This is a genomic window from Janthinobacterium agaricidamnosum (assembly GCF_003667705.1).
In the GTDB taxonomy this organism is placed as follows: domain Bacteria; phylum Pseudomonadota; class Gammaproteobacteria; order Burkholderiales; family Burkholderiaceae_D; genus Janthinobacterium.
Genome location: NZ_CP033019.1, coordinates 2,434,843 through 2,458,605 on the forward strand (window position 1 = coordinate 2,434,843; position 23,763 = coordinate 2,458,605).

Annotated in this window: 13 protein-coding genes; 5 read left to right on the forward strand and 8 right to left on the reverse strand. The window is 65.4% G+C overall.

Annotated elements, in window-relative coordinates; all coding sequences use genetic code 11:
- The first annotated feature begins 136 nt into the window (after positions 1 to 136).
- Positions 137 to 1,759, forward strand: a complete 1,623-nt coding sequence (locus D9M09_RS11040) for a methyl-accepting chemotaxis protein (RefSeq protein WP_343216093.1) — start codon at positions 137 to 139, stop codon at positions 1,757 to 1,759.
- A 34-nt stretch (positions 1,760 to 1,793) separates the two neighbouring features.
- On the opposite strand, the gene D9M09_RS11045 is transcribed toward D9M09_RS11040, so the two are convergent.
- From D9M09_RS11045 to D9M09_RS11080, 8 genes are all read right to left on the reverse strand, one after another.
- Positions 1,794 to 3,080, reverse strand: coding sequence for a DUF445 domain-containing protein (locus tag D9M09_RS11045; RefSeq protein ID WP_121669267.1), 1,287 nt, complete (start codon positions 3,078 to 3,080; stop codon positions 1,794 to 1,796).
- A 59-nt stretch (positions 3,081 to 3,139) separates the two neighbouring features.
- On the reverse strand, positions 3,140 to 4,537 hold the full coding sequence (locus D9M09_RS11050) for an amino acid permease (protein ID WP_070313618.1): 1,398 nt from the start codon (positions 4,535 to 4,537) through the stop codon (positions 3,140 to 3,142).
- Between the two features lie 211 nt (positions 4,538 to 4,748).
- Positions 4,749 to 6,542: an MFS transporter gene (locus tag D9M09_RS11055; protein WP_121669268.1), complete on the reverse strand. Its 1,794-nt coding sequence runs from the start codon at positions 6,540 to 6,542 to the stop codon at positions 4,749 to 4,751.
- Between the two features lie 38 nt (positions 6,543 to 6,580).
- Entirely contained in the window at positions 6,581 to 7,675 is a 1,095-nt protein-coding gene (locus tag D9M09_RS11060; protein WP_121669269.1) for an N-acetylglucosamine-6-phosphate deacetylase, read from the reverse strand.
- 3 nt (positions 7,676 to 7,678) lie between these two features.
- Positions 7,679 to 8,446, reverse strand: coding sequence for a DeoR family transcriptional regulator (locus tag D9M09_RS11065; RefSeq protein ID WP_070223655.1), 768 nt, complete (start codon positions 8,444 to 8,446; stop codon positions 7,679 to 7,681).
- Between the two features lie 35 nt (positions 8,447 to 8,481).
- Positions 8,482 to 9,825: a D-tagatose-bisphosphate aldolase, class II, non-catalytic subunit gene (locus D9M09_RS11070; RefSeq protein ID WP_205602389.1), complete on the reverse strand. Its 1,344-nt coding sequence runs from the start codon at positions 9,823 to 9,825 to the stop codon at positions 8,482 to 8,484.
- A complete protein-coding gene (locus D9M09_RS11075; protein ID WP_205602350.1) occupies positions 9,825 to 10,778 on the reverse strand; it encodes an ROK family protein in 954 nt (317 codons plus the stop codon). Before D9M09_RS11075 ends, D9M09_RS11070 begins: the two co-directional genes overlap by 1 nt.
- Positions 10,765 to 11,913: an SIS domain-containing protein gene (locus tag D9M09_RS11080; protein WP_121669270.1), complete on the reverse strand. Its 1,149-nt coding sequence runs from the start codon at positions 11,911 to 11,913 to the stop codon at positions 10,765 to 10,767. Before D9M09_RS11080 ends, D9M09_RS11075 begins: the two co-directional genes overlap by 14 nt.
- 358 nt (positions 11,914 to 12,271) lie before the next feature.
- On the opposite strand from D9M09_RS11080, the gene D9M09_RS11085 reads away from it, so the two are divergent.
- The 4 genes from D9M09_RS11085 (at position 12,272) to D9M09_RS11100 (ending at position 23,672) form a co-directional block, all read left to right on the forward strand.
- Positions 12,272 to 15,622: a TIM-barrel domain-containing protein gene (locus tag D9M09_RS11085; protein WP_121669271.1), complete on the forward strand. Its 3,351-nt coding sequence runs from the start codon at positions 12,272 to 12,274 to the stop codon at positions 15,620 to 15,622.
- 98 nt (positions 15,623 to 15,720) lie between these two features.
- Positions 15,721 to 18,681, forward strand: a complete 2,961-nt coding sequence (locus D9M09_RS11090) for a TonB-dependent receptor plug domain-containing protein (protein WP_121669272.1) — start codon at positions 15,721 to 15,723, stop codon at positions 18,679 to 18,681.
- Between the two features lie 491 nt (positions 18,682 to 19,172).
- Positions 19,173 to 22,214: a TonB-dependent receptor gene (locus tag D9M09_RS11095; RefSeq protein WP_121669273.1), complete on the forward strand. Its 3,042-nt coding sequence runs from the start codon at positions 19,173 to 19,175 to the stop codon at positions 22,212 to 22,214.
- A 66-nt stretch (positions 22,215 to 22,280) separates the two neighbouring features.
- A complete protein-coding gene (locus tag D9M09_RS11100) occupies positions 22,281 to 23,672 on the forward strand; it encodes a Gfo/Idh/MocA family protein (RefSeq protein ID WP_099410826.1) in 1,392 nt (463 codons plus the stop codon).
- Positions 23,673 to 23,763: the final 91 nt, after the last annotated feature.

Here is a 23,763-nt window from a genome sequence, read left to right on the forward strand (position 1 = left end):
GATCTGTGCAGGAAAGAGCAGTGTTGTTCAGGCCAGGGCGCGAGCCCGCTTCTTTTCGGGTGGCGCCGCCATTCGCTTGTGTAGGACAGGGGAGACAGAAATGCGTACAAATATGCCGGTAACGAACAGGGAATATGTGCTTCATGACGGTCAGACGGTGGTATCGAAGACTGACCTGAAGGGCAACATCACCTATGTCAACCAGGATTTCATCGATATCAGCGGCTTTTCGGCCGAGGAGCTGATCGGCGCGCCGCAAAACATCGTGCGCCATCCGGATATGCCGGCCGAGGCCTTCGCCGACTTCTGGCGCACCATCAAGAGCGGCAAGGCGTGGACGGGCATGGTCAAGAACCGCTGCAAGAATGGCGATTACTACTGGGTGGAAGCGAATGCCGCGCCGATGCTGGAAAATGGCCAGATGGTGGGCTACACCTCGATCCGCGTCAAGCCCAGCCGGGAACAGGTGGCCGCTGCCGAGCAGGCATACCAGGCCATCAAGCAAGGCGGCACGACGCTGGAAGTGCGCGAGGGCGTGGCCGTGCACCGCTCGCTCGTGCGGCGCCTGAATCCGCTGGCGCAACTGACGCTGCGCGCCCGGATGTCCCTCGTGTTCGGCTCGCTGGCGCTGCTGTTCGTTGCCGCGCCGGCCATCTCCTATGTGGCGTCGGGACACGCCGGCATGCCGATGCTGTTCAGCACTCTCTGCGGCGTGGTGTCGTGCGCGGCCGGCGGCTACACCGTGCAGCGCGCGGCCGTGGTGCCGCTGGAGCGCATGCGCGGCGATATCGAGCGCATGAGCGCGGGCGACCTGTCGGGCAACATCAGCGCCAGCGGCAACGACGAACTGACGGCGGTGGCGCAGGCGCTGCGCGTCCTGCAGACGAACGTCAAGCTGCTGGTCGGGCAAATCAAGGAATCGACGGGCGTGGTGGGCCGCGGCGCGGAGGAAATCGCCGCAGGCAATGCGAACCTGTCGCGGCGCACGGAGTCGCAGGCCAGCGCACTGGAAGAGACGGCGTCGTCCATGGAAGAACTGACCGGCACGGTCAGGCAGAATGCCGACAATGCGCGCGAGGCGAACCGCCTCGTCAGTACCGCCTCCGAGACCGCGCACAAGGGCGAACAAGCCATGTCGCAGGTGATTGCCACCATGGGCTCGATCCAGGACAGCTCGCGCAAGATCGTCGACATCATCGGCGTGATCGACGGCATCGCCTTCCAGACGAATATCCTGGCGCTGAATGCGGCCGTCGAGGCGGCGCGGGCCGGGGAACAGGGGCGCGGCTTTGCCGTGGTGGCGTCCGAGGTGCGCAGCCTGGCGCACCGCTCGGCGCAGGCGGCCAAGGAAATCAAGGTGCTGATCGGCGATTCGGTGGACAAGGTGGGGGCGGGCAGCCGGCTGGTGCAGGACGCCGGCAAGACGATGGGCGATATCGAGCAGTCGGTGCGCCAGGTGGCCGGCTACATGGCGGACATTACGGCGGCCAGCCAGGAGCAGAGCGAGGGTATCGAACAAATCAACCAGGCCATCACGCAGATGGACGACGTGACGCAGCAAAATGCGGCCCTGGTCGAGCAGGCCGCCGCCGCCGCGGCCGGCATGCAGCAGCAGGCCGTGCAACTGGCGACGCTGGTCGATTCCTTCCAGCTGGTGCGCAGTGTGGCGGCCGGCGCGGCGGCCCGGCCGGCAGCCCGGGCTGCCGCGCCGCGCAAGCAGTTATCAGTGACGAGCCTGCTGAAACCGCAGCTGGCGTGATGCCGCGCCAGGCGCTGGCGCTGGAAAAGCCCGCTTACACCGCCTGGCTGACGGCATGAATCAGCAGGCCGGCCAGGCCGCCCACGATGGTGCCGTTGATGCGGATGAATTGCAGGTCGCGCCCGATGGCCAGTTCGATGCGCTCGCTCATTTCTTCCTTGCTCCACAAGTCCAGGCGGGCGGCGATGAAGGCGCCCACTTCGCCCCGGTAGCGCCGCACCAGCGCGCCGCTGCCGGCGACGATGGCGCCGTTCAGCCATGCCCGGGCATGCTCGTCCTTGCCCAGCACCTGACCCGTGTTGCGCGCCAGGCTGGCGACGGCTTGCGCCAGCACGGGCGCGTCGGCGTGCAGGTCGGCCAGCACGCGCGCGCGGATGGCGTCCCACAGCTCGCCAAGCATCGCTTGCACCGTATCGCTGGCGATCAGCTGCAGCTGGTAGCGGCGCACCGTGTCCTGCCACTGCGGATCGGCCTTCAGGTGCAGCGCGCTGTCGGCGATCCAGCCGGCGATGCGCTGGCGCAGCGGGTGGGCCGGGTCGATGCGCACGGCGAGGGCGAATTTTTGCAGCGAGGCGATCATGCGCGGCTCGTACGCTTTCACGGCCTTTTTCACGAGCGCGTTCTCGATCTGGAAGGCGCCCAGCACGAAGTCGCCGATGGCGGCGTGGTGCGCCTCGTCGTCCAGGTAGGCGGCGCCCCGGTCGAGCAGGAAGTCCAGCAGCTGCTGCGGCTTGCCGTCGGCGATCAGCGCGTCGATGCAGTCGGCCGCCACGTCCGATACGTTCAGCTGGCCCAGGTAGCTGCTGGCCTGCTCGCGCAGCAGGCGGCCCAGCGTGTCGTGGTCGGCCATCGCCAGCAGCTGTTTCACCACGCCGGCGCTGGCCATCCCCAGTTGCCGCGCGTGGACCTCGTCACTGAGCCAGGCGCCCAGGCGCGCGGCGGGATCGGCTTGCACGATGCGCTCGGCGATGCCTTGCTCGGTAATGAAATGGTTTTCCACGAAGGTGCCCAGGCTGCGCCCGATGTCGGCCTTGCTGTTCGGGATGATGGCCGTATGCCACAGGGGGATGCCCAGCGGGTGGCGGAACAGGGCGACGACGGCGAACCAGTCGGCGATCGCGCCCACCATGGATGCTTCGGCGAATGCCTCCACATAGCCCCAGGCGGGGTGGCCGCCCCGTTGCAAGCGGGCCACGGCGAAGACCAGCGCGGCGAGCAGCAGCAGGCCGGCGGCCAGCAGCTGCATGCTGCGCAGGCGCGCGCGCTTGAGCTGGTCCGTGCTCTGGTCCAGCTGGGCGATAAGGTCGGGGGAAGGTTGCATGGATGGCGGTCTGCACGGTTGCGAGACCGCCATCTTACTGCGATGGCGCAGTGACGGGCTTACTGTTGCGGATGCAGCAGCGAACGGCGGCGCGCGTAGCCGAAATAGATGGCCAGGCCGATCACCAGCCAGATGGAAAAGGCCATCCAGGTGACCCAGCTGAGGAAGGTCATCAGGCCCACGCACAGGATCACGGCCAGCGCCGGCACGAACGGCACGCCGGGGCAGCGGAAGGCGCGCGGCAGGTCGGGGCGCTTCTTGCGCAGCACCACCACGGCGACGGAGACCATGGTGAAGGCGGCCAGGGTGCCGATGTTGATCAGCTCGGCGAGGATGTTGAGCGGGATCGTGGCGGCGATCAGGCCGAAGACGATGCCGACCAGCCAGGTGGCGAAGAACGGCGTGTGGAAGCGCGGGTGCACGGTCGACAGGCGCTTGGGCAGCAAGCCGTCGCGCGACATGGCGAAGATGATGCGCGTCTGGCCGAAGGCCATCACGAGGATCACGGTGGTCATGCCGAGGATGGCGCCCAGGTCGACGAAGCCGGCGATCCAGTTTTCGCCCGCATACTGCAGGGCCAGCGAGACGGGATGGTCGACACCGAGGAATTTCTGGTACGGCACGATGCCCGTCATGATGGCCGAGACCACCACGTACAGTACGGCGCACACGGCCAGCGAGCCGATGATGCCGATGGGCAGGTCGCGCGACGGTTTCTTGACTTCCTCGGCGGCCGAGGTGACGGCGTCGAAGCCGATGAAGGCGAAGAAGACGAGGGCGGCGGCGCTCAGCATGCCGTGGTAGCCGAACGGCATGTAGGGCTGCCAGTTGGCCGGCTGCACGTGGCGCGCGCCGAAGATGATGAACAGCAGCACCACGCCCACCTTGATGGCCACCATGATGTTGTTCAGGCGCGCCGATTCGCGCACGCCCCAGCCCAGCATGGCCGTCAGCAGCAGCATGATGACGAGGGCCGGCAGGTTGATGAAGGTCGTCACGCCGGGCAGCGCGCCCGGCGCGGCCGTCAGGGCCACGGGCAGGGCGATGCCAAAGCCCGACAGCAGCGACTGGAAATAGCCGGACCAGCCGACGGAGACGGCGGCCGCGGCCAGGCCGTATTCGAGCAGCAAGTCCCAGCCTATCATCCAGGCCGCCAGCTCGCCCAGGGTGGCATAGCTGTAGGTGTAGATGGAGCCGGCCACGGGCACGGTGGAGGCGAATTCCGCATAGCACAGGGCGGCGAAGCAGCAGGCGACGGCCGCCACGACGAACGACAGCGACAGGGCGGGACCGGCCGTCAGCGCGCCCGTGCCGGTGAGTACGAAAATACCGGTGCCGACGATGGCGCCGATGCCCATGAGCACAAGGTCGAACGGTCCCAGCACCTTGGCCAGACCTCCCGGCTTCTTGCTGTGGGCAATCATGTCATCCAAATTCTTGGTTCTAAATAAGCTCACTGTGTCTCCTGGTGGTTTTTGTCATGGCGCCATTGCCGCCTCGTGAGTAGCACGACGCAGCCAGATTCTAGCCCACGCGCCCGTGATTCCAGAAGGAAAACCGTACGCTACCGTGCGCGCCGGCCCTGTCAACTTGACCGGCAGGCAAAAAAACAGCCCCGGACGGTGGGCCGGGGCTGGAAAGGAGACTGCTACAGTTGGTTACTCGGGCTTACTTGGAAAAGTGCGCTTCGATCTCTTCCAGGGTCTTGCCCTTGGTCTCAGGCAACAAAAACGCGGCCGCCAGGAAGTACAGCACGGTGCAGCCGGCGCCGAAGAAGAACAGGGTCGAATAACCGTGCAAGCCCACGGTCGGCAGGAAGATGGCGGCGATCACGGTCGAGACGAACTGGTTGACCAGCAGCGCGATGCTCATGCCGTTCGAGCGGATGCGGGTCGGCATCAGCTCGGACAGGGCCAGCCACACGCACACGCCCGGTCCCACGGCAAAGCTGGAGACGAACACGCAGATGGCGATCGCCACCAGCCAGCCGTGCGTGGACGGGGGCACGGGGCCCAGGCTGGCCTTCTCGATGCGCAGCGGCGCCTCGCGTCCGGCGGCCGGGTCGGCGAACGGGTTCAGGTGCAGCTTGCGGAAGAACACGCCGATCACGCTGTCGGCCTGTACGGCGTCTTCGCGGGCGATCGTCACCTGGCGCAGTACGGGGTCGTCGCTGCGCAGGCTTTTCACGTTGGTGAACGGACCGTAGGCGTAGGCGATGGTCAGCTGCTGCGGCGTGCCGTCGGCGGCCGCGCCCAGGGCCGTCAAGGTGGCCGCATCGAGGTGCACGGCCAGGCCGTCGTTTTGCACCTGGGCGGCGATGGCGGGGCGCACGTCGGCCAGGTGGGCTTCGGCGCCGCGGAACAGCAGCCCGGCCGCCAGCAGCGAGACGACGATGCCGCCCGTGCCCAGCATCAGCAGGAACTTGCGGCCCTTGCGGTCGACCAGCAGCACGGCCACCACCGTCATCACGGCGTTCAGCACTTTCAGCAAGACGTCCGCCATATTGGCCGAGGCGCCCGACAGGCCGGCCTGGTTCAGGATATTGACGACATAGGCGAGGATGGAATTGATGCCCGTCGCCTGCGTGCAGGCGAGGATCAGGCAGGCCAGCAGGAAGGGCAGCACGTAGCGGCGGCTCAAGAGCGGGTCTTTTGCCCTGGCATTGCCGCTGGCCTTGGCCGCGTTCTCGGGCGTATCGAGCATTTCGCGCAGTTCCAGGTCGGCGGCGGCGGGCAGGCGCGTGCGCAGCAGCGACTGGCGCGCCTGTTCGACGCGGCCGCGGCGCGCCAGCCAGCGCGGCGACTCGGCCAGCAGCAGGGCGCCGATGGTGAATACGAGGCCAGGCGCCAGGCAGACCCAGAAGATGCTGCGCCAGGCGTGGTCCTTGGCCGCGAAGATGGCGGCGATGCGGCCCGCTTCCGGCAACGACTGCGCCGCCTGCGTGGCCGTTTCCACCGTCTGCGCCTGCAGCAGGCCGATCAGGGCGGCCGCTACCAGGCCGATGGTCAGCAGCAGCTGGAACAGGGCGGCACCGCGCCCACGCTGTTGCGCGGGCAGGCATTCGGCCAGGTACAGGGGCACGACGACGCCGATCAAGCCGCCGCTGATGCCTTGCAGCAGGCGGCCCAGCAGCAGCGGCGTGTAGCCGTCGGCCAGGGCGATCAGCGGGATGCTGGCGCTGAACAGGGCGCCGGCCAGGAACATTACCCAGCGCCGGCCCAGGATATCGGCCAGGGCGCCGGCGAACAGCGACGACAGCACCGAACCCAGGAGCACGGCGGCGACGATAAAGCTCAGCTGCTGGGCCGTCAGTTTCCAGGCCACGGAGGCCGTCGATTCCAGGTAGGGCAGGGCGCCGGCGATGATGCCGATGTCTATGCCGTACAGCAATCCCCCCATGCCGGCAATAAATAGCAGGTAGCGCATGGCCCACACGGGGGCCTTGTGTGACGTGTCGTGCATGGTAACTCCGGGACGGGGTTGAGGTAAGTTGAGGTGGTCTAGCGGGTGGAAAGATCGATGGCCGCGCCTTCGACGAAGACGGACACTGGCTGTAGTGACGAATCGAGGACGACGATATCGGCCCAGGCGCCCGGTGCCAAACGGCCCCGTTCGGATTCGCCCAGATAATCGGCCGGGTACAGCGAGAGGCGGTTCGAGGCGTCGGCCAGGTCCAGGCCCAGGTCGACGAAATTGCGCAGGGCCTGGTCCATGGTCAGCACGCTGCCGGCCAGCGAGCCCGTGGCCAGGCGCACGCAACCCATGCATTTATAGACGCGCTGCGTGCCCAGGCCGTATTCGCCGTCGGGCATGCCGGTGGCCGAGGTGGCGTCGGTCACGCCGTACAGGCGCGGGATGGCGCGCAGGGCCGCGCGCAGGGCGCCCTTGGCCACGTGCTGCAGGTCGGGGATGATTTCCGCGTATTCGGCATGCGCGAGCGCCGCGCCCACCATGCCCGGGTCGTAGTGCGTCATGCCCGTCATGCCGTTGTACAGGTGGGTAAAGCCCGAGACCCCGGCCTTGAGCGCGGCCACGCCATCGTCATACGTGCCGGCGCTATGGCCGATCTGCACGCGGATGCCCATCGCCGCCAGCTGCGGGATCAGCTCCAGGTGACCGGGGATTTCCGGCGCCATGGTCAAGACCTTGATCGGGGCGATGGCGTGAAAGCGCTGCACCAGCGCCAGGCTCGCCTGCACCACGTCGGGCGGCTGCGCGCCCAGGCGGTGCAGGTTCAAAAACGGTCCTTCCAGATGCACGCCCAGCATGCGCGCGCCGTTGGCGGGGCGCTCGGCGATGACGCCGGCCAGTCCTTGCAGCGCGCGCACGATCGACGGCTCCTTGGCCGTCAGTGTGGTGCCCAGCAGGGCCGTGGTGCCGTGGCGCGCGTGTACCTGCGCCACGGTGGCGCCCGCGTTTGCGCCTTCCATGATGTCGACGCCGGCCGCGCCGTGCACGTGCAGGTCGATGAAGCCGGGCAGGATGGTGAGCGCGCTGTCGGCGGCAGGGTCTTCTTGTATCTGGACGATGCGCTGGTCAAAAGTGATGGTGCCCGTGATCCAGCCAGATGGGGTAAGGATTCTGCCGCTCAGCATGTGTTATTCCGCTATAAAAAGTTCGATGCCCAGCTTGTGCAGCCCTTCGCGGTATTCCTGGCTGATGCTGGCATCGGTGATGACGGTATCGACGCGGTCCAGCTGCACGATACGGTGCAGGCTGACGCGGCCGAACTTCGAGGCGTCCGTGAGGACGATGATTTTCTTGGCCCGTTCCACCATCTTGTGGTTCAGGCTCGCTTCCGCTTCGTGGTGGGTGGTGACGCCGAACTGCAGGTCGAAGCCGTCCACGCCCAGGAACAGCTTGTCGAAGCTGTAGGCCTGCAGACAGGTTTCGGCCTGGCTGCCCTGGATCGACAGCGACTGCTTGCGCAGCAGGCCGCCCGTGAGGATCAGGTCCACGCCGGGCGCGTCGGCCAGCTCCCACGCGATGTTCAGGCCATTCGTGGCCACCGTCACGCCGGTGGCGTCGCGCAGATGGCGCGCCAGCGAGATGGTGGTGGTGCCCGAGTCGATGATGATGTTGTCGCCCGGTTCCACCAGCCGCGCCGCGTAGGCGCCGATGCGCTCCTTCTGCTCGTGGTTGATGGCATCCTTCTGGCGTATCGTATGCTCGGGCGGCGGCGTGCGCGTCAGGGTCGCGCCGCCGTGGCTGCGCGTGGCCATGCCTTGCGCTTCCAGCGCATTCAAGTCGCTGCGGATGGTGACCGCGGACACGCCGAGCTTTTCCACCAGATCGGTCACCTGCACCGAGCCCTGCTGGGCAAGCATTTGGAGGATGGATTCACGGCGTTGGCTGGTATTTCGCATGGTGGCGGGCTCAGTAAAAAATGAAAATACCGAGCTTAACAGATTGCCGCTTCGGCAATGACAGCCACTGCCGCATTGCGGTTGCAGGCGCGCGCATATTGCGCCAGCAAGCTGCCGATCTTGTGCTCGATCAAGGCTGGCGCCTGCGCTGGCAGGCTGCCCTGCACCACGGCCAGATACTGTTCCGGCAAATGCTGGCTCAGCAGCGGCAGTGGAATCGCCACGGCATCGAGGTTGGCCAGCAGCTTGCCGACGGCGGCCGCCACTTCCGGCTCGCCCCAGTAATAGCGGCAACGGTCGCTCAAGCCGTAGCGGCGCATCAATCGCTGTTCTTCCGGCGTGCCCAGGTAATGCTTGATCCAGTTCTTCGGCTTGGCCACCATCACGTCGTCGAGCACCTGCATCAGCTGCGAGGTGGCGTGCGCCGGCAGCAGTTCTTCCTCGATCTGGCACAGGGCGAACAGCGCTTCGCGCAGGGCGAAGGTGGCGGCCGGGCCCACTTTCAGGATGGCGAAATGGTCGCGCACCATGGCGTGCAGGGCCGATTCGCGCTGGTAGTCGGTCGAGTGGGCTTCGAACACGAGGCCAGGCTGCTCGGCCACGAAGGCCGACAGCTCGGCGGCGGCCTGCGCATCGTAGTGCTGGATGCTGCTCTGGTCGAAATCGACGCCCGGCTGCACCACCATGGCGATGACGCGGCGCCAGGCGCTATGCAGCTCGTTTTCCATGAAGGCGCGGCGGTGGACGTCCAGCGTACGGCGCGCGGCCTGCGGGCTGGTGACGGCGCCGGCCTGCGCCAAGGACGCTTCGCCGCCGGGAACCGGCACTTCCGTGCCGATCACGTAGACGGGCGGCGCGAAGCCGGCGGCGGCGGCCGCCGTTTCGGCGACGATGCACAGGCGCGCCGAACGGGCGGCCACGGTTTCATCGTCGAGCTGCAGGGGATCATCGGCACAGCGCATGCTGCAATCGAGGTGGATTTTATGGAAGCCGGCCGACGCATACGCGGCGATCAGGGTCTCGGCGTGGGCCATGGCGGTGGCCGCGTCGAGGTGCTGCCAGGCGTTCGGACCCAGATGGTCGCCGCCCAGCACCAGGCGCTCGGTCGGGAAACCCTGTTCCCGGGCCAGTGCCAGCATGGTGTCGCGGAAAACGTTTGGTGTCATGCCCGTGTAGCCGCCGAACTGGTCGACCTGGTTCGAGGTCGCTTCGACCAGCAGCACGGTGTCGTAGTCGCTGGCCACGCGCATGGCGGCGCGCAGCACGCTCGGCTGGCTGCAGCAGACGGCGTACAAGCCCACGCGCTCGCCGCGGCGGTGCGCCTTGATCACTTGCTGGATGGGCGACAGGGTAAAACTCGGGTTTTCCGCTTGCTTCATCATGTTGACGCCTTTATATGTTGTCGTATCAAAAGGGCCGCGCCGCGCGCGCCGCCGGCGTCGCCAAAGCGGGGCGGCAGGATGGGCGGCACGTGCACGCCGGGGAACAGGTGGCGTTTCACGGCGGCCGGCAGCTTGTCGTACAGGTGCGGCAATTTGGACAGGCCGCCGCCAAGCACGATGACGTGCGGGTCGTAGGCCAGCACCAGGCCGGCCAGCGCGTGGCCCAGCACGTCGAGGTGCACGGCCACCGTGCGTTCGGCCACGGCGTCGCCCATGTTGGCGCGTGCCACGATGGCCAGCGGCTCGGCGCCGTCGCCGCCGAAATGCGCGTGGAGTTTACTCATGGCGGGTCCGGAAACGTAGCGTTCCAGGCAGCCCGCCTTGCCGCACGGGCAGGCGTAATCGATCAGGCCATGCTGCGCCAGCAGGGAGGCGGGCAGGCTCCAGTGGCCCCATTCGCCGGCCACGCCGTTCAAGCCGCGCAGCAGCTGGCCGCCCACGCAATAGCCGCCGCCGGCGCCCGTGCCGAGGATGGCGCCGAACATGCTGGCGGCATGGTCGGCCGTGCCGCCTTGCGCTTCCGACAAGGCGAAGCACTGGCAATCGTTGCCGATGGCGACAGGGCGCTGCAAGGCTTGCTGCAGGGTTTGCGCCACCAGGCGGCCGTTCAGGGCCGGCACGTTGGAGCTCAGTTGCCGGCCGCTGGCGCTGTCGATCACGCCGGGCAAGCCGATGCCGACGGGCGCCGTCGTGCCCAGCGCGGCGTCGCCGCGCGCCACCAGGTCGACGATCGCCTGCACGAAGGCGCTAAAATCGTCGCCCGGCGTGGCCACGCGCTCGCGGAACGTTTCGGTCAGCGCGCCGTCGCGGTCGGCAAAGGCGACCAGCTCCATCTTGCTGCCGCCGATGTCGATGCCGTGAAAGCCCTGGATGGAATTAGAATTGGTCATAGCCATAGATGGTGACGCCCTGCACGACACGGTTGACGATGCCGCCGGCGAATGGATTGTCGGGGCGCAGTTGCAGCAGCGCGGACTGGTGCAGCGCATATTGCTGCGCCATCAGCAGCCACAGCGGGGCCAGCCAGGCGTCGGGCCAGGCCGGCGCGTCGGCCGCCAAGTTGGCAGATAAGTCGCCGCCGATGCCCACCGTCAGGCACGTCTGCGCCACGCTGTCGCGCTGCAGTTCCTGCAGTAAGTCGTCTTCGTACTGGCGCGCCAATGGCTTGCTGCTGCGCAGCAGGATCACCAAGGACTCCGTGGTGACTGCCGATTTCGGGCCATGGCGGAAGCCCAGCGGCGTATTCGCCATGGCCATCACGCGCCCGCCCGTCAGTTCCAGAATTTTCAATGCCGCTTCCTTGGCCAGCGCTTCCAGCGGGCCGCTGCCCAGGTAAACGACGCGCTGCACCGGCTGCGAGCCCAGGTCCGCCACGGGAGCCGACCAGTCGCGCAGGGCGTCTTCGCCCAGCTGCGCCAGGGTCTCGAGGCGCGCCACGTCGACGTCCTTGCCCAGTACCGACAGGGCCGCCAGCAGCATGCTGCTAAAGCTGCTGGTCATGGCGAAGCCGCGGTCGCAGCTGCCTTCCGGCATCAGCAAGTTATATGTATTGCTGTCGTTGGCGCCTTGGCGCGCCAGCTTGCCATCGGCGTTGCAAGTGATGTTCAGGAAGCGCGCACCGGGCACGACCTGGCGCAGCAGTTCCACGGCCGCCAGGCTTTCCGGGCTGTCGCCGCTGCGGGCAAACGAGACGAGCAGGGTGGGCGCATCCGCTTCCAGGTACAGCTCATGGTGCGTCAGCAAAGTCGTGGTGGCGATGGCGCGGATCTGCGCGGGCCAGGCGGCATTCAGGGTGTCGACGACGATTTCGCCCACATACGCCGAGCTGCCGGCACCCGTCAGGATCACGCGCTGCTGTGGATGGGACAGCGCATCGCCCAGAAAGGCGGCCAGGCTGGCTTGCTCGCTGCGCAAAATGCCGGCCAGCGCGCGCCAGATGGCGGGCTGATGGGCGATTTCCTCGGCCGTGTGCAGGCCGCCGATGTCGCGCCAGGTTTGAATGTCACGCTGAAGAAGGGTAGTCATGAGAGGTCAGTAAAGTGTTTGTTGGAGAAAGCATAAATACTAAATTTCGAAAAGTCAAATACGAAAGTAAAACGAAAGTAAATAGTTGTGTGGCTTGCGAAATAATGGCGTCGGACTGGTGCTTTTCTGGACGCAAATCATGTTGCGCTGCCGCATGAAACCCAGTCGTGCCGCCGCCTGTCGCTGAAATACGACGATAACGAAAGTATGTTTTGTGACATTTTGTTGAAACGTAAGAAAAATGCGCCAATTCTGGGCATTTTATTAATAAATCGGTCTAAGAACTTTCTTTTGATTGACGATATTTATTTTTCTTCTTAAAGTATTTCCATCACTTCGATTTTCTGAAAGCCCGCAGATGAAACCTCTCCCGCTTCCCCGCCGCGCCCTTGCCGCCTGTGTCCTCGCCGCCCTTGCCACCCTGGCCGCTCCTGGCTTGCAAGCCGCGCCTATCGGCAATCTGCAGTCGCTCTCCGCCGTGCATGCGGCCGACGTGGCCAAGGGCGAGGCGCTGGGATGGGATCTGCGCAGCGACACGGGCGTGCAGCTGCGTATCAGCCTGCCGCAGGCGGACGTGTTGCGCATCCAGGCGGGCGGCAAGGGGGGCTTGACGGGTCCCGGCGACAAGGCCGCGCCCATCGTCGTGGGCCAGCCCGCCGCGCAAGTGGCATACGAGATCAGCGAGCATCCCGACCATATCCTGATCAGCACCGAAGCCCTGAACCTGCGCATCGACCGCAAACCCTTGCGCCTTACCTTGTACCGCAAGGGCGATGCGGTGCCGCTGTGGCGCGAAGTGCAGCCGCTGTCGCTCGACGACAAGCAGGGCGTGCAGGTGCTATCGAGCTTGCCGGGTGAGCGTTACTTCGGCGGCGGGCAGCAAAATGGGCGCTTCGAGTTCAAGGGCAAGCAGGTGCCCGTGTCGTATTCGGGCGGCTGGGAAGAGGGCGACCGGCCGAATCCCGCGCCATTCCTCATGAGTTCACGGGGCTGGGGCATGCTGCGCAATACCTGGTCCGACGGGCACTACGATTTGCGCGACAAGGAACAGATCTCGCTGCAGCACGCGGAAGGGCGCTTCGATGCGTATTTCTTCGTCGGCAAGGACTTGCGCGACGTCGTCGCCCGCTACACGGACTTGACGGGCCGCGCGCGCATGCTGCCCCGCTGGGCGCTCGAATACGGCGACGCCGATTGCTACAACGATGGCGACAACGTGAAAAAGCCCGGTTCCGTGCCCAAAGGCTGGAGCGACGGCCCCACCGGCAAGACGCCGGACGTGGTGGAAACCGTGGCGCGCCAGTACCGCGAACACGACATGCCAGGCGGCTGGATCTTGCCCAACGACGGCTATGGCTGCGGCTACACGAACTTGCCGGAAACGGTGAAGGGCCTGGCCGGCTATGGCTTCCGCACGGGCCTGTGGACGGAAAACGGCGTCGACAAGATCGCCTGGGAAGTGGGCCAGGCGGGCAGCCGCGTGCAAAAGCTGGACGTGGCGTGGACGGGCAAGGGATATCAATTTGCCATGGATGCGAACAAGTCTGCGTATGACGGCATCCTGAACAACTCCGACAGCCGCCCCTTCCTCTGGACGGTGATGGGCTGGGCCGGCATCCAGCGCTATGCCGTGGCGTGGACGGGCGACCAGAGCGCCAGCTGGGACTACATCCGCTGGCACATTCCGACCCTGATCGGCTCGGGCCTGTCCGGCCAGGCATATGCCTCGGGCGACGTGGATGCCATCTTCGGCGGCAGCCCGGAAACCTATCTGCGCGACTTGCAGTGGAAAAGCTTTACGCCCGTGCTGATGGGCATGTCCGGCTGGGCCGCGGCCGAGCGCAAGCATCCGTGGTGGTTCGAGCAACCGTACCGCGACATCAACCGCCGCTATCTGAAGCTCAAGATGCGTTTGACGCCATATATGTACACCCTGGTGCGCGAAGCGGAGCAATCGGGCGCGCCGCTGGTGCGCGGCCTGATGTGGGATTATCCGCAAGACCCGGCCGCCTACACGGAAGCGTATAAATATCAATTCCTGCTGGGCCGCGACGTGCTGGTGGCGCCCGTCTACCGCAGCCAGGCCGTCAGCGGCGGCTGGCGCAAGGGCATCCACCTGCCGCAGGGTACGTGGTATGACTACTGGGATGGCCGCCAGGTCACGGCGGACGCGAAAGGGCGCGACCTCGATATGCAGGTGACCCTGGACAAGCTGCCCGTGTTCGTGCGCGCCGGCGCCATCCTGCCCATGTATCCGGAAATGCTGTACGACGGCCAGAAACCGAAGGACCAGCTGACGTTCGATATCTACCCGCACGGCGATTCCGAATACACCCTGTATGAAGACGACGGCAACACGCGCCAGTACCAGGGCGGCGCCTTCAGCCAGCAAATCATCCGCATGCACCAGACGGGCGCCGACGTGCAGGTCGACATCGGCGCCGTCGATGGCAAGTACCAGGGCCAGGAAGCGCGCCGCGGCTATGCGCTGCGCATGCTGGCAGGCCAGGCACCGGCCGCCGTCAAGGCGGGCGAACGGCTGCTCGCGGCATCCGCCGACCGTGCCGCCTACGACAAGGCGCTTGATGCCTGGTTCTTCGATCCTGCCGACCGCCAGGGCACCCTGCACGTGAAGGTGGCGGCGCAGGATATCCGCCAGCCCCTGGCCTTGCAGGTGGCCGGCGCGCTGGCCGTGGCGCGTATCGATGCCGACTTCCCCGTCGCCCCCGTGCCGGGCCGCGCCTTGCCGGCTGACGCCATGCAGGTGGTGTCGCGTCCTGCGGAAGAAAGCGGCTATCCGCTGGAAAACGCCTTCGACGGCAAGCCCGAGACCTGGTTCCGCACCGTGCGCAGCCCGTCCGTGAAAAGCGGTCCCCATGAATGGGTGATCGGCTTTTCGGAACGCCGCCTCGTCGATGGCATCGAACTGGCGCCGCGCAACGATCAGCACTGGAAGCATGGCCAGGTGCGGGATTACGAAATCTACATTGGCGACAACAACGGCGAGTGGGGCGCGGCGCTTGCGCGCGGCACGCTCAAATTGCAAGAGGGTACGCAGACGATCAATTTCCCCGCCACGGCCGGGCGCTTGCTGCGCTTCCGCGTGATGAGAACGCAAAATCCGGAAGGCGATGGCGCCGCATCCACCGACCCGATGGTGACGGCGGCGCAAGCCGGGCCGGTGGCGCGCGCGTTCGACGCGGCGCTGGCGAGCGACGTGGCGCCCGTGACCTTGTCCGCATTCCGCGTGCTCGAACACCGCGTGGCCGAAGCAGAAGAGGTGCAGCGCTATCTGTCGGACCTGGCGCTGCCGAAGACTGTCGCGAAAGACCGGCCGGCCGGCAAGGCCGCCGAGATGCGCATGAACGGGCTGTGGTTCCGCAAGGGCCTCGGCGTGGGACCCGCCAGCCGCATCGACTTGCAGCTGGCGGGCAACTGGAATCTGCTGCGCGCCGACCTGGGCGTGGACGATAGCTGCCGCAGCGCGGGCGGCTTGCAATTCCAGGTCTGGAGCGGTGAACGGCTGCTGTATGACAGCGGCCTGGTCACGGCTCCCGGGGTGGTCAAACCCGAAATCGACGTGCGCGGCCTGAGCCAGCTCAGTTTGCGCACCCTGGGCGCGCGCGGCGCCCACCCGGCCCAGGTCTGCGGCAACTGGGCCAACGCCGTGCTGACCGGCACGGAGGGCGCGACAGTCAAGCCGCGCTAACTACTTCAATCATTTCACTAACAACGAGCCCCTCTTCGGACCGGGGAGGGGCTCTTGCAGCCTGACGAAAACAAATCACTTATAAAAGGGAGATGGGAATGCACTTGAAAAAACTGATGTCCGCCATGGTGGCGGTCGGACTTGGCTCAACCGCGTTGGCGTCGACGGCGCTCGCGGCGGAGGAGGAAAAACTGGCGCGCGTCGAAGTGACGGGTTCCAGCCTGAAGCGCATCAATGCGGAAACGGCGTCGCCCGTGCAGGTGATCAACGCCAAGCAGATCGAAAACATGGGCGCGCTCACCTTGCTGCAGGTGCTCGACAACCTGCCCGCGGCCCGTCCGGCGCAGCAGGACTTCCGCTCGATGTTCACGGGTTCCGATGGCGGCTCGCAGGCGAACTTGCGCGGCATGGGCGCGCAGGGCACGCTGGTGCTGCTCAATGGCCGCCGCCTGTCGTTCTACGGCGCGCCGGCCGGCTTCCAGACCATGTTCGTCAATATCGACGCCATTCCCGCCGCCGCCATCGAGCGCATGGAGATTTTGACGGATGGCGCGTCGGCCGTGTATGGCTCCGATGCCGTCGCCGGCGTCATCAACGTGATCACCAAGAAGTCGTATCAAGGGCTGGAGGCGCGCGCCAACGGCGAGTTTTCGCCCAGCGTGAAAGCGTACGGCGAACGCCAGGCCAGCGTGCTGTATGGCGTGGGCGACCTGGCCAGCGACGGCTACAACATCTACGGTTCCGTCAACGTCTACCAGCGCGACCGCATTGCGCTGGCCGATACCTGGCAGAAGCGCCCCTCGTATTTTTATGTGAACAATCCCAATTTCATCCCGAACATGCGCGTGGGCGTGGGCAGCGAACCGGGCGTGATGAATCCGGGGACCTTCTTTGTCTTCGACAAGGCCAACAACAATGCCCGCACCCAGCGCGCCGCCCCCGGCTGCAACAACAGCATCACCGAAGCGTCGGGCACGCGCTGCGTGTGGAATGCGCTGCCCAACCAGCTCGATACGGGCCCCACCTCGGAGCGCGCCACGGCCTACCTGAGCGGCCGGCTGAAGCTGGGCGGCGACATGGAAGCGTTCGCGGAAGGTGCGTTCACCCACATCAAGATGCGCGGCGAGAATGGCCCCTCCAGCTTCAACAGCGGCAGCACGAACAACTGGTTCGCGCGCAATACGGGCACTACCCTGAACACCTTCGCCACGCCTTTCCTGAGTCCCAACAACGTCTACCTGAAGGGCAAGCTCGATGCTGACATGGTGGCCAAGATGGGTGGCGCCGCCGGCTTGAACTACCTGCTGCAGGATGCCACGGGCCACTTCGGCCAGAAGAATGTCGATGAAAACTACCGCGCGCTCGTCGGCCTGCGCGGCAGCATCGGCGGCGGCTGGGATTTTGAAACGGCGCTCAGTGTGGCGGGCAGCCATTCCACGCTGTTCCAGACGGCGAACGTGAATATCAATGGCTTCAAGCAGGCGTTCGGCCCGTTCACGAAAGATCCCGTCAGCGGCCGCACGTATATCTCCGACAATCCCGCCTACAAGTTCGGCGAAATCAGCGAGGCCAATGCGGCGCTGCTGCGCGCCGCCTATCCGACCTTCGCCATCGAATCGTGGACCAAATTGATGACCTGGGACGCCAAGCTGGAAGGCACCCTGTTCAAGCTGGGCGAGCGCGAAGTGCGCGCCGCCGTGGGCACCAACGTCATGCGCGAAAGCTTCCTCACGCCCGGCAACGCGGATGCGGCCAATGGCCTGATCACGCAGCAGGGCGGTTCCTGGTTCGATGGCAAGCGCACCATCGCCGCCGTGTTTGGCGAAGTGGTGGTGCCGCTTTCCGACACCCTGGAAGTCAATGCGGCCGCGCGCCTGGACAAATACCCGCATTTCTCGGCCAACCTGGCGCCCAAGCTGGGCGTGATCTGGCGCGCGCGTCCCGACCTGATGCTGCGCGGGACGTATTCGGAAGGCTTCCGCGCGCCCAACCTGGCTGAATCGGGCTCGGGCGGCGTCTTTGCCCAGGTGGGCGGCATCCGCGATACGGTGCGCTGCGATGAGACGAATGCCATGGCGCGCGCCCTGATGAAGTCCAGGGTGGCGACGGACGCGGACCTGGGCAAGAGCCTGCTCAATTCGAACTGCTCGACGACGGTGGGCGGCCTGACGCCGCCGAACCAGAACCTGCGTCCGGAAAAGGCCAAGATTTCCACCGTGGGCCTGGTCCTGCAGCCGGCCAAGGACGTGAGCATCTCCATCGATTACTGGTTCATCAACCGCCGCGACGAGATCGTGCGCCAGGACTTCAACGAACTGTTTACGGAACTGGTGGACAAGTACGGCCCGACCCTGGCCGGTACATCGAGCGCCATCCGCAACGACTTGACGGACACGGACCGGGGCAATATGGCGGCGGTGGCGGCCATGTGCGCCAATCCCGCCAACGCGGGCGTGTGCGCGGGCGGCGTGCCGGGCTACTCGGTGGGCAACCTGGGTGGCTTGATCAACTCGTATTCGAACCGCGGCCGCACCCTCATGGACGGCGTGGACATCGACGCGCGCACGCGCTTTGCGCTCGGCGACTGGGGCAAGCTGAGTACCGGCATCGCCGCCACCATCCGCAAGCGCGACACCCACGACAGCGAAGACGGCAGCGATATCAAGGGCAATACCGTCGGCTACTACGATTCGCCGCGCTACCGCGCCACCGTCAACGCCGACTGGAGCTACCGCAATTTCGTCAGCAGCGTCTTCATCAACTATTCTGGCAAGACGCGCTGGGCCTACGGTCCGTGGGACAAGGACAACACGCCGGAAAACTGCACCGCCGCCTCGGTATCGCTGCCGGCCGGCCAGTGCAAGGGCGCGCCGTCGTACACCACGGTGAACCTGGCCTTCAGCTGGAAGCCGCTCAAGAACCTGGACGTGGGCCTGAACGTGAAGAACGCGTTCAACAAGCAGCCGTACTACGACCCGAACGGCTGGGAAGGCTACAACCATAGCCAGGACCTGTTCGGCCGCCAGTTTGCCCTGTCGGCCAGCTACAAGTTCTTTTAAGACGTGACGCCGCCCCGGCCTGCCAGCGGGCCGGGGTATCGTCATGAAAAGAAAAAGACAATATTCCGAAATGCGCAATACGAAAGATAAACGTAAGTGAAAGGGGATTGCCATGGCTACTTTCGCGTTTTTCCATCGGGATTGCCGTGTGGAATGTCTCCTGCGGGCCGCCTTCTTGCCGGCGCGTGTATCCGCCACGCCACGATAACGAAAGTTATTTGCCGCATCACGGATTGAATCGAAAGATAAAACGTCTTTATTTACTGAATTTAGCGATAAATTTGCGCTGTAACTTTCTTTTTGTTGACGATACTTATTTTTCTTTTTAAAGTAATCCCAAGAAAACGAAAATCAGCCAAGACGGACTGATTTCCCGGAAGGAACGGCTGCCTGGCTCTCCCTTCCGACGCTCACCATAAAAATTGCATCCCCCCGACTTCGCCCTGGAGCGGGGAGGGCGCGTATAACCCTCGATATAGACGGAGAGACACATGCATACCACCCGACTCAAATTGCGCGACATCAGCCGCGCCGCCGCGATCGTGATCGCCCTGGCGGCCGGCGTGCCAGGCCAGGCCTGGGCACAGTCGAACGCCACCAGCACCATCTTCGGCGAAGTGAGCGCGCCCGCCGGCGCCACCGTGGTGCTGGAAAACCTGGCGACGGGCGTGCAGCGCACCCTGACGCCGGATACGTCGGGCCGCTATGTGGCCAACTCCATGCCGCCGGGCCGTTACGCGGTGCGCGTGCTGCGCGCCGGGTCGGTCGAAGCGTCGCAGGAAGTCGAAGCCCTGATCGGCGCGGGCGCCGAAGCGAACTTCGGCCCGGCCAGCGCGGCCGGCCCCGTGGGCCAGGAACAGACCGTCGTGGTGAAGGCGTCGCGCAATCCGATCGACGTGTCGAACACGAACAATGGCGTGATCTTCACGGCCAAGGAATTGAAAGCGCTGCCGGTCGGCAATGACGTGGCCTCCATCGTGCAGCTGACGCCGGGCGTGTCGCGCGGCACCAATAGCGTGTACGGCAATGCGCCATCGATCGGCGGCTCGGGCCAGTCGGAAAACGCGTTCTACGTCAACGGCTTCCCCATCACCAACATCCTGACCCAGGTGGGCGCGTCGGAACTGCCGTTTGGCGCGATCTCCAACCTGCAGGTGCTGTCGGGCGGCTATGGTTCGGAATTCGGCCGCTCCACGGGCGGCGTGATCAATATCACCACCAAGAGCGGCGGCAACAAGGTCGAATTCGGCGGCAAGGTCTCCATCATTCCCCGTTCGCTGAAAGGCGAGCCGGAAAACACGTATTACCCGAACACGGGCGCCAATCCCAAGACGGACGGCAATCTGCTGTACTGGAACCGCGACAACGGCAGCACCAGCAAGGTGGTGGGCCTGTACGGCAGCGGTCCCCTGATCAAGAACAAGCTGTTCGCCTTCGTGGCGCTGGAACAGACGCGCACCGACAGCCAGGCCGTCGCCGCCACCGCCGACTCGGGCACGGCCCTGGCGCGCGGCTGGAGCACGAGCCAGAGCAAGGTGGACCGCATGACGGCCAAGCTCGATTTCAACCTGACGGACGACCATCACTTCGAATATACCAAGCTGTATGACCGCACGAAGACGGACAGCCAGGCGTATGGCTACAGCTACGCCACGCATGCGAGCAACGGCGTACAGGCAGGCAAGGGCGAGACGACGGTCAACTGCTGCGGCTCGTCGGCCGCGCCGGGCGCCAACATCGACATTTTCAAATATACGGGCTACCTGACGGACAACCTGACCGTGACGGCCATGATGGGCGAATCGCGCACCTCGCACACGCGCACGCCGAATGGCTACAATCCGCTGCTGGCGCAAACGTCGTCGAACGCATCGACCCAGGTGCCGGGCCTGAGCTATGCCAATCCGCAGACGGTGACGGGCACCCTGGTCGACCCGTCGTCGGAAGACCGCCAGAAAGCCAAGCGACTCGATCTCGAATACAAGCTGGGCAAGCATTCGCTGCGCGGCGGCATCGACCGCATCGACGTGGAATCGAAAGTGGGCCTGAGCCTGGCCGGCGGCTACCGCTGGAGCTACCAGCGCGCGACCGATCCGAACCGCCCGATCAACGGCGCGTTTGAAACGCCGGCCCAGGGCGGCGGCTACGGCGCGCAAGGCTACTACGTCAGCAAGGACTTGAACGCCAACCTGGCGCGTCCGACCAGCGTGCAATCGGCGCAATACATCCAGGATCACTACCAGGTTACGGAACGGGTGCTGCTGGACCTGGGCCTGCGCCGCGAACAGTTCACCAACTACAGCACCGATGGCGTGGCCTTCATTTCGCAGCGCAACATGATCGCTCCGCGCGTGGGCGCCACCTGGGATTACCTGGGCGACGGCACCCTGAAATTCTTCGCCAACGGCGGCCGCTACCACCTGCCGGTGCCATCGAATTTGTCGAGCAACATGGCCAGCCCTTTCCTGGCCACCAGCGAGATGTACACTTACACGGGCGTCGATCCAGTCACGGGCGCGCCGACGGGCCTGCACGCGATCAGCAAGCCGTATTCGGCCAACAACGCGTATGGCCAGAGCCGCGATGCGCGCGAAGTGACGGCCATCGGCTTGAAGCCGCTGTCGCAGGATGAATTCTCGCTCGGTTTCGAACGCGCCCTGAGCAAGAAGCTGGTGGTGGGCGCCAGCGTCCTGTACCGCAAGCTGAACGACACCAACGACGACACCTGCGACGCGCGTCCGCTGCAAGCCTGGGCCACGCGCAACAGCGTCGACACGAGCAACTGGGGCGGCTTCCAGTGCGCCATCATCAACCCGGGCCGCGACAACAGCCTGATGGTGGACTTCGACGACGGCAAGGGCTTGCGCCGCGTGGATATTTCGGCGGCCGAGTGGGGCAACCCGCTGCCATCGCGCACCTACCGCGCCCTGAACCTGTTCGTCGAGCACCCGTACACGAACGGCTGGTACGGCAAGCTGACCTACACCCTGTCTGCGCTGAAGGGCAATATGGAAGGCCAGACGGACAGCATCGGCGGCGGCGACGTGGGCCTGACGGTCAGCGACGACCACAAGGAACTGATGTACAACGCCTATGGCTACCTGCCGGGCGACCACCGCCATGCGTTCAAGGCCTACGGCTTCATGCAGGTGATCCCGGACGTGACGGTCGGCGCCAACCTGTCGCTGACCTCGGGCGCGCCGCGCAACTGCATCGGCGCGCTGCCCGATAACCTGAGGTTCGAGAACGACTACGGCGATTCCTACTTCTATTGCAATGGCAAGCCGGCGCCGCGCGGCAGCCAGGGCCGCCTGCCATGGCAAGCCCAGCTGGACATGAATCTGGCCTATACTCCCAGCGCCGTCAAGGGCCTGAGCCTGAAAGTGGACGTGTTCAATGTGTTCAACAGCCAGACCGTGACCCGCTACAACGAAACGCGCGAAGACCACGGCGCCATCGCCCGCAGCTATCTGCAGGTGGCCGGCCGCACGGCGCCGCGTTCCGTGCGCTTCACGGCGGAATACACTTATTAAATTGCAACCGGCCCGCCGTGCGGCGGGCCGGCGACGATCATTACCAATGGAAGCGAGAAGAGACCAATGACGACACAATTCAATCGACGCAATTTCCTTTCCGCCAGCGCCGCGCTGGCCGGTGGCGCCATGGCAGGCAGCGCCTTGCTGCCTGGCGACGCCAACGCCGCACCCGCCGCCGGCCGCGACAAGGTTCGCCTGGGCCTGATCGGCACGGGCATGCGCGGGCAGGTGCTGCTGGCCGAACTGGTGCGCCGCGACGACGTGGAAGTCGTTGCCCTGTGCGATATCGAACCGATCATGCTGAAACATGCGCTGGGCCAGGTGGAAAAAGCCGGCAAGCCGCGCCCGCGCACTTATGGCGAAGACCGCGACCAGAAAGCCTACAAGCGCATGCTGGACGCGGGCGGCCTCGACGGCGTGATCATCGCCACGCCGTGGGAATTCCATGCGCCGATGGCGATCGCCGCCATGCAGGCGAAGATCGCCGTCGGCTGCGAAGTGGTGGCCGGCATCACCCTGCAAGACCACTGGGATGTCCTGAATACCCAGCTGAAGACGGGCACGCCGTACATGTTGCTGGAAAACGTGTGCTACCGCCGCGACGTGATGGCGGCGCTGCAGATGGTGCGCGCGGGCCTGTTCGGCGAACTGCTGCACCTGCAAGGCGGCTACCAGCACGATCTGCGCGCCGTCAAATTCAACAGCGGCAATCCGGCCAAGCCGTACGGCGGCGGCGTGGAATTCGGAGAGAAGGGCTGGTCCGAAGCCCATTGGCGCACGCAGCACTCGGTCGAGCGCAACGGCGAACTGTATCCGAGCCATGGCATCGGCCCCTGCGCCATGTACACCAACATCAACCGCGGCAACCGTTTTACGCGCATCAACGCCTTCGCCACCAAGGCGCGCGGCTTGCACGACTACATCGTCAAGCAGCCGGGCGGCGCGCAGCATGCGAACGCCAAGGTGAAATTCAAGCTGGGCGACGTGGTCACCACGACCCTGGCGTGCGAAAACGGCGAAACCATCATCCTGCAGCACGATACGAGTCTGCCGCGCCCGTATTCGCTGGGCTTCCGCGTGCAAGGCACGGACGGCCTGTGGATGGACCTGAACAATTCCATCCATATCGAGGGCGTCAGCAAGCCGCACCAGTGGGACGACTTCAAGGCTTACCAGGACAAGTATGAACACCCCGTCTGGCGCAAGTATGCGGCGCAAGCCGAGGGCGCGGGCCACGGCGGCATGGACTTCTTCGTCATCCACGCCTTTGTCGAAGCATTGAAGGCCAACGCGCCGATGCCGATCGATATCTACGATGCCGTGACGTGGAGCGCCATCACGCCGCTGTCCGAGCAATCGATCGCCGCCAACTTCCAGACCCTGGACTTCCCGGACTTCACGGGCGGGCAGTGGAAATCGCGCAAGCCGATCTTCGCCCTCGACGGCAAGTACTAAGCCTTAACGACCCGCTACCGCACCAGTTGCCGTAGCGGGTTTTTTCTTTCCCTATCCATTTTTCAACCGCGGCGCAGGCGCGCAGGCCCTT

Bases quoted from the DNA above. Each gene is read 5' to 3' on its own strand.
- D9M09_RS11045 (WP_121669267.1), bottom strand. From the start codon at position 3,080: ATGCAACCTTCCCCCGACCTTATCGCCCAGCTGGACCAGAGCACGGAC.
- D9M09_RS11055 (WP_121669268.1), bottom strand. From the start codon at position 6,542: ATGCACGACACGTCACACAAGGCCCCCGTGTGGGCCATGCGCTACCTG.
- D9M09_RS11060 (WP_121669269.1), bottom strand. From the start codon at position 7,675: ATGCTGAGCGGCAGAATCCTTACCCCATCTGGCTGGATCACGGGCACC.
- D9M09_RS11065 (WP_070223655.1), bottom strand. From the start codon at position 8,446: ATGCGAAATACCAGCCAACGCCGTGAATCCATCCTCCAAATGCTTGCC.
- D9M09_RS11070 (WP_205602389.1), bottom strand. From the start codon at position 9,825: ATGAAGCAAGCGGAAAACCCGAGTTTTACCCTGTCGCCCATCCAGCAA.
- D9M09_RS11075 (WP_205602350.1), bottom strand. From the start codon at position 10,778: ATGACCAATTCTAATTCCATCCAGGGCTTTCACGGCATCGACATCGGC.
- D9M09_RS11080 (WP_121669270.1), bottom strand. From the start codon at position 11,913: ATGACTACCCTTCTTCAGCGTGACATTCAAACCTGGCGCGACATCGGC.
- D9M09_RS11085 (WP_121669271.1), top strand. From the start codon at position 12,272: ATGAAACCTCTCCCGCTTCCCCGCCGCGCCCTTGCCGCCTGTGTCCTC.
- D9M09_RS11090 (WP_121669272.1), top strand. From the start codon at position 15,721: ATGCACTTGAAAAAACTGATGTCCGCCATGGTGGCGGTCGGACTTGGC.
- D9M09_RS11095 (WP_121669273.1), top strand. From the start codon at position 19,173: ATGCATACCACCCGACTCAAATTGCGCGACATCAGCCGCGCCGCCGCG.
- D9M09_RS11100 (WP_099410826.1), top strand. From the start codon at position 22,281: ATGACGACACAATTCAATCGACGCAATTTCCTTTCCGCCAGCGCCGCG.